The organism is Thermostichus sp. OS-CIW-20, assembly GCF_054061455.1.
Window position 1 is genome coordinate 19,253 of sequence record NZ_JBSSEF010000034.1, and the last position, 11,283, is coordinate 30,535.

The 11,283-nt window shown below is 59.5% G+C and carries 12 protein-coding genes and 2 pseudogenes; 9 read left to right on the forward strand and 5 right to left on the reverse strand.

What is annotated here, in order from left to right; translation table 11 throughout:
• Positions 1 to 85: 85 nt before the first annotated feature.
• On the reverse strand, positions 86 to 346 hold the full coding sequence (locus ACVWXC_RS11120; RefSeq protein WP_041438621.1) for a helix-turn-helix domain-containing protein: 261 nt from the start codon (positions 344 to 346) through the stop codon (positions 86 to 88).
• Between the two features lie 346 nt (positions 347 to 692).
• Here ACVWXC_RS11120 and ACVWXC_RS11125 point away from each other — a divergent pair, with 346 nt between their 5' ends.
• A complete protein-coding gene (locus ACVWXC_RS11125) occupies positions 693 to 1,802 on the forward strand; it encodes an RpoD/SigA family RNA polymerase sigma factor (RefSeq protein WP_457392757.1) in 1,110 nt (369 codons plus the stop codon).
• Positions 1,803 to 2,090: 288 nt separating this feature from the next.
• Here the strand turns inward: ACVWXC_RS11125 and ACVWXC_RS11130 are convergent, their stop codons facing one another.
• The gene (locus ACVWXC_RS11130) at positions 2,091 to 3,395 is read right to left on the reverse strand and encodes an RNA-guided endonuclease InsQ/TnpB family protein (protein ID WP_457392759.1); all 1,305 of its coding nucleotides are present in this window, start codon (positions 3,393 to 3,395) and stop codon (positions 2,091 to 2,093) included.
• On the opposite strand from ACVWXC_RS11130, the gene tnpA reads away from it, so the two are divergent.
• Entirely contained in the window at positions 3,351 to 3,827 is a 477-nt protein-coding gene (tnpA, locus tag ACVWXC_RS11135; RefSeq protein ID WP_457392762.1) for an IS200/IS605 family transposase, read from the forward strand. The two genes, ACVWXC_RS11130 and tnpA, sit on opposite strands and share 45 nt — an antisense overlap.
• 217 nt (positions 3,828 to 4,044) lie before the next feature.
• Positions 4,045 to 4,572, forward strand: a complete 528-nt coding sequence (locus ACVWXC_RS11140; protein WP_049749794.1) for a Mo-dependent nitrogenase C-terminal domain-containing protein — start codon at positions 4,045 to 4,047, stop codon at positions 4,570 to 4,572.
• On the opposite strand, the pseudogene ACVWXC_RS11145 reads toward ACVWXC_RS11140, so the two are convergent.
• Positions 4,563 to 4,721, reverse strand: a pseudogene (locus tag ACVWXC_RS11145) (transposase); the annotation flags it as partial. The gene ACVWXC_RS11140 and the pseudogene ACVWXC_RS11145 sit on opposite strands and share 10 nt — an antisense overlap.
• A gap of 175 nt (positions 4,722 to 4,896) precedes the next feature.
• Between ACVWXC_RS11145 and ACVWXC_RS11150 the strand changes: the two are divergent.
• Both ACVWXC_RS11150 and ACVWXC_RS11155 read left to right on the forward strand, forming a co-directional pair.
• Positions 4,897 to 5,112 carry a hypothetical protein gene (locus ACVWXC_RS11150; protein ID WP_346426100.1) on the forward strand — a complete coding sequence of 72 codons (216 nt, stop codon included), beginning with the start codon at positions 4,897 to 4,899 and terminating at the stop codon, positions 5,110 to 5,112.
• Between the two features lie 145 nt (positions 5,113 to 5,257).
• Positions 5,258 to 5,539: a hypothetical protein gene (locus ACVWXC_RS11155; RefSeq protein ID WP_206336872.1), complete on the forward strand. Its 282-nt coding sequence runs from the start codon at positions 5,258 to 5,260 to the stop codon at positions 5,537 to 5,539.
• Positions 5,540 to 5,699: 160 nt separating this feature from the next.
• Here the strand turns inward: ACVWXC_RS11155 and ACVWXC_RS11160 are convergent, their stop codons facing one another.
• Positions 5,700 to 7,112 carry a folate/biopterin family MFS transporter gene (locus ACVWXC_RS11160; protein ID WP_457392767.1) on the reverse strand — a complete coding sequence of 471 codons (1,413 nt, stop codon included), beginning with the start codon at positions 7,110 to 7,112 and terminating at the stop codon, positions 5,700 to 5,702.
• Between the two features lie 281 nt (positions 7,113 to 7,393).
• On the opposite strand from ACVWXC_RS11160, the gene rph reads away from it, so the two are divergent.
• The 4 genes from rph to ACVWXC_RS11180 all read left to right on the forward strand — a co-directional run bounded on the left by rph (position 7,394) and on the right by ACVWXC_RS11180 (position 11,111).
• Positions 7,394 to 8,122 carry a ribonuclease PH gene (gene rph / locus ACVWXC_RS11165; RefSeq protein WP_011431427.1) on the forward strand — a complete coding sequence of 243 codons (729 nt, stop codon included), beginning with the start codon at positions 7,394 to 7,396 and terminating at the stop codon, positions 8,120 to 8,122.
• A 493-nt stretch (positions 8,123 to 8,615) separates the two neighbouring features.
• Positions 8,616 to 9,854 (forward strand): response regulator, encoded by a 1,239-nt coding sequence (locus ACVWXC_RS11170; protein WP_457392770.1) that lies wholly within the window; start codon positions 8,616 to 8,618, stop codon positions 9,852 to 9,854.
• 25 nt (positions 9,855 to 9,879) lie between these two features.
• Positions 9,880 to 10,515, forward strand: coding sequence for a riboflavin synthase (locus ACVWXC_RS11175; protein WP_011431429.1), 636 nt, complete (start codon positions 9,880 to 9,882; stop codon positions 10,513 to 10,515).
• Positions 10,516 to 10,541: 26 nt separating this feature from the next.
• Positions 10,542 to 11,111: a shikimate kinase gene (locus ACVWXC_RS11180; protein WP_011431430.1), complete on the forward strand. Its 570-nt coding sequence runs from the start codon at positions 10,542 to 10,544 to the stop codon at positions 11,109 to 11,111.
• Between the two features lie 77 nt (positions 11,112 to 11,188).
• On the opposite strand, the pseudogene ACVWXC_RS11185 reads toward ACVWXC_RS11180, so the two are convergent.
• Positions 11,189 to 11,283: pseudogene (locus tag ACVWXC_RS11185) on the reverse strand (photosystem II protein D2); the annotation flags it as partial.

An 11,283-nucleotide genomic window follows, 5' to 3' on the forward strand; every position in this document is an offset into this window, starting at 1 on the left:
GGTCAAAGCGCAAAATTATTTGCGGGCTTTCACGCACAATGACAGGGATCTTGAATAACTGTTACATGGTGCTTGCCCGGAGGCGCTACAGGTGAGATTCGTCGCCGCTCAGCAGCCAGGTAACCGAGACACCCAGCGCCTTGGCAAAAGCCACCAGCTCTTTGTCGATGACGCGCCGTTTGCCCTTTTCCACCTGGCCGATCTTGACGTAGTCCAACTGCACGCCGTACTTAGCCAGGCGACCCGCCAGTTGATCTTGGGTCAGTTGCAGCTTCTCCCTTACCCAGCGCACCCGCTCTCCGATCAAGTTGGCCGATGGAGGGTGCTGGTTGAGGTTAGACTCCATAGGAGCAAGAGATTGTGAATATTCTTTTCCAGACTGAGGAAGCCGATGGCTCCCGCGGCGCCCCATGGTAGCCTATGCTGGCAAGGCTACCCCTCCTCTTCCACTTTATAGAACCTGTGGGAGCCTGCTCGACAGCAGGCGAGCTAGCTGTCTCCTGAATATCTTACACAAGGTCTAGATCGAAAATCGCTTATGGATGTTTTCGCGCAGGATGCGCTGCCGGCGAGAACTTGGCAGATGGGATCCCTGCCACTCCCGCACCCAGCCGGAAAAATTTCCGGGCAAAAAAGAGGGCCATGATCGATTTTCGCTCGCGCCAGGGGGAGAAACTTTTCTAGACTAGGAGGTGACGTTTTCTCCTCGCTTGGCCGTGGTTTTCTCTCGTCCTCATCCTGAAAACATTGCCTCGTCCCGCCAGGAGCTCGACGATCTCTGGCTTGAGGCCGAGTCTGCCTCTCAGGATCCGGCTGCAGAGGCCGACCTAGAGCCGGGCGCCAGCGGGTTGCGGCTGAATGAAGACGCCGTCGATCACTACTTGAATACAATTGGTCGGGTGCCCCGCATCGATCACGCGGAGGAGATCGAGCTGTCGCGCAAAATTCAGCAGAAGCTGCTCATCGATCAGGCCCGCAGGGAATGGCGGCAACAGCGGGGGCAGGATCCCAGCGATGAGGAACTGGCAGCAGCCCTGCAGATTCCTGTGTCTACCCTGCGCTCCCGCATCCGCCAAGGGGAACAGGCTCAGCGCAAGCTAATCAACGCCAACCTGCGCCTGGTGGTCAGTGTGGCCAAGAAGTACCTCAACCGGGGGGTGCCCTTTTTGGACTTGATCCAAGAGGGCAACATGGGTCTTATTCGGGCCACTGAGAAATTCAATGCCGAACGAGGTTTTCGCTTCAGCACCTATGCCCACTGGTGGATTCGCCAGGGCATTACCCGCTGCATTGCCAACCAAGCCCGGACGATTCGCCTGCCGGTGCATATGGTGGACAAAGTGCGTCTGCTCAAGCGCACCAACCGCGAGCTGATGAAAGCCCGAGGGCGACGGCCCACAGAAGCCGAACTGGCGGAGGCGCTGGGCATCAAGGTTAAGAAGTTGCGCATGATCCAGCAGGCTGCCGCTTTGCCCCTGTCGTTGGATGTGCCGGTTGGCCAGGAAGGGGAAAGCCGCCTGGGGGATTTGCTGCCGGATGAGCGGCAGGAGCAACCCTTTGAAGAGATCCTCGTGCAATCTCTGCGGCAAGATGTGCGTTCTGCCATGCAGGCCCTGAAGCCCATCGAGAGGCAGGTGCTGGAGCTGCGCTATGGGCTGGATGGGCAAAGGGCGAGAACTCTGCGAGAAGTCGGGGATCACTTTAACTTAACGCGGGAGCGGATTCGCCAGATCGAGCGGGATGCTCTGCGCAAGCTGCGCCTAGGCCATCCTTCGCGGGCTTTGGCCCAGTACATTCGCTAGCTTTTGCCGCAGCCTCCCGGGGTTCGGGCGGGGATCCCCGCGCGAGACGGGTTTTCAGCCCTTGGGATCTGCCTTGCAGCCCCCTAAAATGGCGGTAAGCCAGATCGCTGGGGATCCCCATGTCCACCGGTTCCACGCCTGCTTCTGCCAGGGAGTGCTCGCCGCAACAGGCGCAGCTTTGGTTACGAGGGCTGCTCAGCATTGCTTGGGCTGGTGACATCCTCTCCCGCTAAGCCCTGACGGGCTGTAGACGGGAGCTTCCGAGAATCACTTCCCGGAGTTGCTGCTTCAACGGACTGGTAAACCAGGATCCTCCACAGCCAGAGAGCGGCAGTCCCACCGCCCCCCTATATCCCCCCGTATACGGGGGGACCTGAGTCCACGCTTCAAAATCTCGATAGCAGCGTTCAAGTCTCTGTCCCACGACCCACAACGAGGGCAATCATGCACCCGTTCCGACAAGGTCTTGGGAACACGCTCCTCACAAACACAACAATTTTGGGACGTACCACGGGGATCCACTCTCAACACCTGTTTGCCGCGTTTGACCGCCACTGCTGTCAGAATGTCAAGAAATCGTCCCCAGGCTGCATCCAAAATCGATTTAGCCAACCGAGTCCGTGCCAGCCCTCGGACGTTGAGATCCTCCACCACCAACAGGTCGTATTGCCCCACCAGCCAGTGCGCCACTTGGTAGTGGAACGCTTTGCGTTGTCGGGCAACGTGCAACTGCAAACAAGCGACTTTCGTGGCTTGTTTCTTCCAGTTGGCGGATCCCTTCACCTTGCGGCTCAGTTGCCGCTGCTGTCGAGCCAAGTGTTTTTGGGCTCGGCGGTAGTACCGCGGGATAGGCACCACCTCCCCATCGCTGGTGGTGAGAAACCTATCCAATCCCACATCAATGCCCACCGCCCTTTTGACCGGCACAGGCTCTGGGGAAGGGACGCTTTTGTCCTCCAAGCTGATGCAGACATACCACCCATCGGCCTTGCGCACCACTGTGCAGGTTTTGGGCACAAACCCCTCCGGCAAGGGGCGGTGCAGCACCACAGGCATCGAGCCAATCTTGCTCAGCCGCAGAGTCTCCCCTACCAGATGCGCTCCCGCCCCCCTGCTGGCCCCCCAACCCCCCGTATACGGGGGGCAGGGGGGGCGGGGGGATGTAGGGGGGCCGGGGCAATTGATGCGGGGGAATGTGAAGGATCTCAACTCCCCCGCTTTTTTGAAGCGGGGCCGCCCCCGCCGCTTGCCTGTGCTATCCGGCTCCCGCCACGCTTTCCACGCCTTGTCCAGCCGCATCAAGTTTTGCTGCAGCACCTCGGCGTAAATGCCCCGGTAGGCCGGGAACAGTTGCTTGATTGGTTTGAGGGATCCCGCCTGCCGATAATAATTCGGCTCCAGCGGAGCTTCTGACACAGGCAACGGACAAGAGACAAGACTGCAACGGTCAATTGGGCAACGGGTTGCGGTCAGCCAATCCAGTCTCTGCCCCAGAGCGTCGTTCCACTGCCGCCGCAACAATTCCAGCCACTCGGTCATCAGAGCGGCTTGGTCGTCGCTGGGCAGGATCCGGTACTCGTGGGTGAGAATCATGAGACGGTTCTAGCATTTAGCGCAATGAGCTACAACATAGGCCATCGTTCTGTTTACAGCCTACAAATCCACTTGGTGCTGGTGACAAAGTACCGTCGTCGGGTGATAACTGCTCCAATGTTGCAGAGGCTGGAAGATATATTTCGAGCGACCTGCCAAAAGTGGCGCTGTTCCTTGGTGGAGTTCAACGGTGAGGCGGATTATGTGCATCTGTTGGTGAGTTTTCCGCCGGATGTTCAGGTCTCGAAGCTGGTGAACAACCTGAAAACAGTCTCCAGCCGGTTGATTCGCAAAGAGTTCGCCACAGAGGTGGCACGGTTCTACAGCAAGCCTGTATTTTGGACAGGGACCTATTTTGTTGCCTCTTGTGGTGGGGTCACCGTTGAGGAGTTGAAGAAGTATGTCGAGCAGCAGGCAACGCCCAGATTGTGAGACTCAGGGGCATTGAACCCCTTCGTCTCACCGCCTATCCTCCAGCCCGCCAAGCTGCGCTGTGGCGGGAGTACCCCGGAGGTTCTGATGGAGAATATAGCCTCGAGGAGCAGCGACTTATCGAAGATCTCATCCGCTTCGACTGGCCGGAAGACCAGGGGAAAGATCTCGCTCCCCTCTCCCCTGAGAGGAGCTGGCGGCCCAGCTGCAGCGGGAGTTGCGGGAAGATTTCCTGCGCACGGCGGTGATGACAGCCGTTGCCGACGGGGTATATTCCGAGCCGGAGGACCGTCTGTTGCACCAATTGGCCGCTGCCTTCGGACTGGAGCTTCCCCAGCTCCACCTGCTCGGGGCCACGCTGGTCAATAAGGGCGCCACCTCGCCATTGCCGGCAGAGGCTCAGGCCGAGAGCGGCTATACCGACCTTTTGGCTCCCTTGCAGAAGTGGCTGGACGGCATCCAAGTCTGCGACGCGAAGGTAGCCCGCTTCTTGTGCCGTATGATCCCCGGCCAGTGCCCCTTTGAGCGGGAGGTGGTGCTGTTTGGCCGCAAGGTGATGCACATCCCCCCATGTGCAAGCTCAACCCTCTCTACGACCAGGTGGTGGCCTTGCGCTGCCGTGCCCTCTCCTTCCTGGCAGAAGCCGGGGAAGACATCAGCCAGTACACAAAAGGATAGCTTGGTAGCCCCGCACTTTAGTGCAGGGCGGAAAAGCCCGCTAGCCACTTTAGTCGCTTACCCATGATGTGGGCCGTTGATATAGTTTTGAATTACCTCAGCCCTAGCATTCCCCGCGGTACAGAAACAATAACTTCTGCTCCAAACGCTAGGCAGTTTTCGCAGGTTAGCAAACTCCTGCCTTAAATATTTAGAAGCTCTACTTTTGAATGCTTTACGAAGCGATGGGCAAGCTATGGTGAGCTTTGCGCTGAGATGGCGAGAACCCAAAACAAGCACTTTATCGCAATGTATGTTTCCGCCGCACAACAGACCTGTAAGTCTGTAGCTGGAGTGGAGCTATGCTAAGCCTGCCCAGCCCCAATCGCTGGATCCGGGAAAAGCTCTAGCAATTGACCACGGAGTCAACAACTGGCTTACGTGCGTTAGCAACTTAGGACATAGCTTCATCATTGGTGGCCGCAAAGTCAAGTCCTTCAACCAGTGGCACAACAAGGAGCTGGCTAGGCTCAAGACTCACAAGCTGCGAGGGTTTTGGTTGCAAAAGCTTCGTCGAATTACGGAAACCGGAGAATGCGGTCCACAAAGCTGCGGGCAAGGTCATTGACTTCTGTTTACACCACTCAATTGGGAGAATCCTCTTCGGTTGGAACAAAGAACAAAAATAAGAATGCGGTTTTAACCAAAACTTTGTTTTCATTCCAACAGGTCGGTTCAAGGAGCGTATCGCGCAATTATGTTGGCATTATGGCATGGAGTTTATTGAGGTAGAGGAAGCGTACAGCTCGCAGGCAAGCTTCCTAGATGGAGATGAGCTACCTAATTATGGTGAAAAACCCGACGGGTGGAGACCCTCTGGAAAGCGTATCAAGCGGGGCCTGTACCAAACGGCAAAGGGGTGGTTGGTCAACGCTGATGCGAATGCTGCCGCCAACCTGCTTAAGAAAGTCAGCAGAACCTTGGGGCTTTGCCTTCAGGAACTGTCTAGAGGCGCTTTGACAACGCCGTTGCGGGTTCTTTTGTGGACTGCGTAAGAATCCCCCGCCTTTAGGCGGTGGGAGTCTCAATTGATAGTTCGCACTCAAGCATGGCGAAGCCGAACGCCGTCTCCACCTCTAGCTCCTCTCTCCCTCTGGGAGAAGAGCTGGGGGTGAGGGGTGCCTCTAGGAGTGCGTCTGATTGGCAGCCAGCCCCTCAAGAATAGGTGATGTCCGTCTGTCCCAAAGGGATTGCCTCCATCCCTGCCTCGGCCTCTTCCGCGCGCACCTCCTGCAAAAAGGCTTCGAGAGAAGCGTGGGCTTCCGCCTCCAGATCTGCTCCCCCTTCCGGCAGCCAGCCCAAAAGCGGCAGGGGCAAGAGGGTGGACAGGTTGGTCAATAGCAGCAGCAGCCCCAGATGGCTGAAATCGCTCTCGGTTACCCCCAGCGCGTGCATGAGCAGGGATCCCAACTCTTGAGAGAGAAACCCCGCCAGGTTAAAAGCCGACATCAGCAAGGCGAAGAGGGTAGCTTCGATTCCCGGCGGGCAGAGGCGGGCAGCCAAGACCAACACCGGCATAAAGGCAATCTGCCCTGCCACCGTCAGCACCAGGCTATCCCCCAGACTAAACCAGTGATCGTCGATGCCCCAGGCCCGGTTGAGGTGATAGACCAAAATGAGGCTGGTTAGGCCCAGCCCTGCCGAGAGAACCGTCATCCAGCCAAATAGAGGCCGCAGCGGGATCCGCCGCAGATACACCTGAAAGATCGCCACCCCCACCAAGCTGGCGACGCTGGTAACCAGCCGCACCTGGCCTAAAAACCCCGGCCCAAAGCCGAGATCGCTGGTAAAAAAATAAAACAGGGCCACGTCGGCGCTGGGGGTTGCCTGCCAGATAAAGACAAACAACACCGGCAAGAGAATGCTGGGTTGCCGCAGCGCCTGCCACACCTGTCCCACCTGCTGCCGCAAGGGATCCCAGCCAAAGGAGCAGGCCACCGGCTGATCCACAATCACCCAAGCCGCCAGGGCGATCAGCAGCGGCAACAAGGCCGTCAGCCCAAACACCACCTGGGGGGGATAGTGGTCTAGGAGTGCCCCTCCGGCATAGGCCGTGAGCAGAGATCCCAGCGCCGTCGCCCCCCAGGACAAAGACTGCAGCGTGCCCGTCCCCGCCCAGTCGCTGCCGTGAACCCGCTCCACCAGCAGCGAATCCACAATGACATCCCCCACCGCCACCGCCAGGGATCCCAAAACCATCCACAGCATTGCCAACTCAGCCGTTGGCGCCCACAGGGCCATCCCTAGCCAAGCCCCACACCCCAGCAGCCCGGAGAGCAAGAGGTAGGGACGGCGGCGGTAGCCTGCCAGCGGCAGCGTATCGGAGAGGAGGCCGTAAAGAGGCTTGAGGGTCCAGGGAATGACGGCAAAGCCCATCAGCGCCGCCGTCTGCGCCGGCCCCAGGCCCAGGCTATCCTTCAAGTAAAAACTGGTGGCCAGCCGCGCCAGCCCCACCGCCCCCTGCACAAAGTACACCAGCAGGATCCCGATCAGTTCCGGCGTCCAGCAGATCTCTTGCAGGGGATCCAAAGTGGATCGGCGCAGCTGTTGCAGCAGGAGGTGAAGCATGGGCAATCTTGTCCTTGTCGCTTCCTGTCTTGGCCGTTGTCCCGTAGGACTGCTCTTGCAGCATTGTCTTGCCGCAACAATAGCAACAGCAGGAAATGAGAGTTAAGAACTTCTTTACACTGTAACCTGCTCAACTGTAACCTGCCCAACCGGCCCACGGCTGCGATCCTCCAGACCCCCGCCTGTCAAGGCGCCGGCGGCACTTCTGTAGAGATTCCAAGCCGTGAGCTGCCTCGGGCGAACATGACTGACAATGCGAGGGATCCTTTTTTGAACTGCTCATGAGCTGGCAACGCCCCGATGGTCGCACGGCTGCCCAATTGCGCCCGATTTCCTTTCAGCGCCACTTCACCCGCTACGCTCCGGGCTCAGTGCTGGTGAAGTTTGGCGATACCCATGTCCTCTGCACCGCCAGTGTGGCCGAAGAAGTCCCCCCCTTTTTGCAGAACACCGGCCAAGGCTGGCTGACAGCGGAGTACCGCATGCTGCCCACCGCCACCCAACAGCGCCAGCCGCGAGAGACGCTAAAAGTCTCAGGCCGCACCGCCGAGATCCAACGGCTCATCGGGCGTAGCCTGCGCGCCGCCTTGGATTTCCACAAGCTGGGATCCCGCACCATCACTGTCGATGCCGACGTCCTGCAGGCCGATGGCAGCACGCGCACCGCCGCCATCACCGGTGGCTATGTGGCCCTGCACGACGCCATCACTTGGCTTTACAAACAGGGGCTGCTGGATCCGGCGCAGGGATCCCCCTTGCGGCAGCAGGTGGCAGCCCTTTCGGTGGGGATCGTGCGAGGCGAGGTGCTGGTGGATTTGTGCTACGAGGAGGACAGCCAAGCGGAAGTGGACATGAACATTGTCATGAACGAGCAGGGAGCCTTGATCGAGATTCAGGGCACCGCCGAAGCCGGCTGCTTCGACCGCTCGCAACTGTTGCAAATGTTGGATATGGCCCAGGCCGGCATCCAAGAATTGCTCCGGGCCCAGCGAGAGACTCTAAACTTGTAGCCGACGGGATTGTTGCAGCCGCGAGCCCAGCCTGAGCCTTGCAGCGGTTCCGGTCGGGCGGCTGCTGGTAGGGTTCCCAGAGTTCTGCCTTTGACACTCCCACCCAGGGGATTCTTACGCAGCCCAAAATGGACTCGCGAAGGCGCTGTCAAGACACCCCTAGACAGTCCTTTGAGGCATAACCTCAAAGTTCTGCTTACTTCGGACTGAAGTTCCTCCAGGTTAGTTATTGCCGCGCCGGTTTTGCACCGCAGTAGGTTGTTTTCCTGGAGAAGCTCTATATAACAAAGAAGCAACTAAAGTGGCTCAAGGGCTTTTTCGCCCCGCACTCAAGTACGGGGCTACCAAGCTATCCTCTTGTGTTTCTTTTTGGTAAAGAGACGATAATGAGATGAAGCAGCCGTGAATCACGGCTGCCTCTGCAAGCTTGGGTGTGTGGCCGAGGTGAATCCCTGCGCATTTGGACTGCAGAGGCTGGCCGGGAGGATGTCCCATGTCCCATTTTGTGTTTGCAGCGGGGGAACTGGCGCCCCTGCTCCGGCAGCAAGGTCGGCAGTTTAGCACCGGCTATCTGCACCTCCACCTCAAAGGGGGGGATCCCGCCGAGGGCACGGAGCCTTGGGTGCTGACCTACTACTACGGCAGACTGCTCTTTTCCGCCGATCAGCCCCTCAACCCTCAGATCCTGCTAAAGCGCCTATCCCGCTTTATTCCCCGCCTCAACTTGGAATGGTCGCAGCGGGCTATCCGAGTGCTGCAGGAGCGGCTGATAAAAGACAACTCCCTGCCGGAACTGCTAGAGGCCATCGCCCAGTTGGGCCTGATCAAGCCAGGTGAGCTGGAAGACGCGCTCTGGCTCAACCTGCTCACCGATTTCGATCGCTATCTCTTTGAGCGGGCAGGCACCTGTTCCTTTGAAGTGCAGGAACGGGTTGCCCAAGAGGCCCCCATTGGCGGGTTTGAGTTGGAGCCGCTGCTACAAGAAGCGGCTCGCCGCCACGATCGCTGGGCGGAGTTGCGGGTGGCCGTTCCCACCATGCTGGCGGTGCCGGTGGTCAACTGGGATCGGGTCAACCGCTATCGCCTTACCGACGAACAGCGGCAAAAGCTAAACGCCCTCACCAAAGATGGCCAGTCGCTAGAGGCCATTGCCAAGAAGCTGTGTCGGGATCGGCTGGAGGTGGCCGGCCTTTTCGCTGCCTGGGCCAAAAAAGGTCTGGTGAGCCTGCAAACGCCCCCAGAACTGCTGCAGGCTAAGCGCCACGCTCCCACAACCCTCTTGGCGGTGGACGACAGTGTCGTGATGCAAGAAATCCTGCGGCAGTACCTATCCAAATATCACGTGATCACAACGGGCAACCCCGCCGAGGTGCTCCCCCTTTTGTTTCAGCACCGGCCTCACCTGTTGTTGATGGACATCGCCATGCCCGGGATCGACGGCATAGAACTCTGCCGCATTGTGCGTAGCCTGGAAGAGTTCAAGTCTCTCCCTATCCTGATGGTTACCTCGCGGGATAGTTTGCTGGATCGCATCCGCGGCAAGTGGTCGGGAGCAACCGGCTACCTGACCAAGCCTTTTAGCGAAAGCCAGCTCGTCGCCGAGGTGGAGCGGCTTTTGGCCCAGGCCCAGCAGCAAGAGCACACCCCCTACTCTCCCCGAGGAGCCAAAACCAACCCGCCCAGCCCATGGCGGGGATCCCCTGCCCCCCTTGGGGATCAGGCCAAAGCTTAGAAAGCGGGCCAAGGAGGCCGAAACTATGTTTACGGGTCTGGTGCGCAGTTTGGGTACAGCTCAGTTGATCTCCTCTTCCCAAATACGGGTTATCTGTCCAGAGCTACAGCCGCAGTTGGCTTATGGCGACAGCGTGGCAGTGGACGGCCTCTGCCTGACGGTGGTGGAGATCCTGCCCGATGGCTTTTTGGCCGATGTCTCGCCGGAAACGCTGCGGCGCTCGGTCTGGGGCCAGGGATCCGGCCCGCGCACCGTTAACCTCGAGCCGTCCCTGCGGGTGGGAGACAAGCTGGGGGGGCATTTCGTCAGCGGCCATATCGATGGGGTGGGACAACTGTGGGAGCAAGCGGCCACCGGCAACGCCTGGGAGCTGAGCTTCAAGGTGCCGGCGGAGATCGGTCGCTACATCGTGCCCAAAGGCAGCGTGGCCGTCAACGGGGTCAGCCTGACCGTTGCCGAGGTGCGCCAGGGGGGCTGCTGGTTCAAGGTGGCGGTGATCCCGCAGACCTACCGCGAGACCAACCTCTCCTTGCTGCAGGTGGGGGATCCGGTGAACGTGGAGGCGGACATGCTGGGCAAGTATGTGGAAAAATTGTTGGGCCTGGCTCCGCCGGAGAGCGGCCTTTCTCTGGAGTTTCTGGCCGAGCACGGATACGTTTAAGTCCCTAGCGGATCTTTGCCCATCTCATGATTCAGCCGGAAGAAGCCGAACGCCTGCGTGGCGTGACCGTCTATTTGATTGGCATGATGGCCAGCGGCAAGTCCACCCTGGGAGCTGAGCTGGCCGCCCAGTTGCGCCGCCCCTTCTTCGATACCGATGCCCTGGTGGAGCAGGTGGCGGGCTGCTCGATTGCCCAGATCTTTGCCGAGCAGGGGGAGGCCCACTTCCGGGAGCTGGAAACCCAGGTGCTGGCTCAGCTCAGCGGCTACACCCGCCTGGTGGTTGCTACGGGGGGCGGCATCGTGCTGCGGCCCAAAAATTGGAGCTACCTGCACCACGGCCTCACCGTTTGGCTGGATGCGGCCCCTGAGCTCATTTGGCAACGCCTAAAGCGGGATCCTGGCCAACGGCCCCTCTTGCAAACCCCCGATCCCCAAGCTGCCCTGCAGAGGCTGATGCAGGAGCGAGAACCCTTCTACGCCCAGGCCGACGTGCGGGTGCCCATCCATTCAGAAGCCAGCCCGTCCCAGTTGGCGGAACAGGTTTGGCAGGCCATTTGCGCCCGCCTGCGAGCCCAGCCGCCTTGCAACCGATAAAAAAAGGGATCCGCAAACCTCTGGGATCCCTAGACTTGCCAGGAGCGGATCCCTGGCAAGGGGCAGGCAACGATTCCTTAGAGCGCGTTGCCGCGGGGCAGGACTTCCTCGGGGAACTCAAAGCGCTCGTGCGGCTGGTCCTGCGGCGCCATCCAGGCCCGAATCCCCTCGT

Excerpts from the sequence above, each read along its gene's own strand:
- ACVWXC_RS11120 (WP_041438621.1), bottom strand. The coding sequence starts at position 346 with ATGGAGTCTAACCTCAACCAGCACCCTCCATCGGCCAACTTGATCGGA.
- ACVWXC_RS11130 (WP_457392759.1), bottom strand. The coding sequence starts at position 3,395 with ATGATTCTCACCCACGAGTACCGGATCCTGCCCAGCGACGACCAAGCC.
- ACVWXC_RS11155 (WP_206336872.1), top strand. The coding sequence starts at position 5,258 with ATGGAGTTTATTGAGGTAGAGGAAGCGTACAGCTCGCAGGCAAGCTTC.
- ACVWXC_RS11160 (WP_457392767.1), bottom strand. The coding sequence starts at position 7,112 with ATGCTTCACCTCCTGCTGCAACAGCTGCGCCGATCCACTTTGGATCCC.
- rph (WP_011431427.1), top strand. The coding sequence starts at position 7,394 with ATGAGCTGGCAACGCCCCGATGGTCGCACGGCTGCCCAATTGCGCCCG.
- ACVWXC_RS11170 (WP_457392770.1), top strand. The coding sequence starts at position 8,616 with ATGTCCCATTTTGTGTTTGCAGCGGGGGAACTGGCGCCCCTGCTCCGG.
- ACVWXC_RS11175 (WP_011431429.1), top strand. The coding sequence starts at position 9,880 with ATGTTTACGGGTCTGGTGCGCAGTTTGGGTACAGCTCAGTTGATCTCC.
- ACVWXC_RS11180 (WP_011431430.1), top strand. The coding sequence starts at position 10,542 with ATGATTCAGCCGGAAGAAGCCGAACGCCTGCGTGGCGTGACCGTCTAT.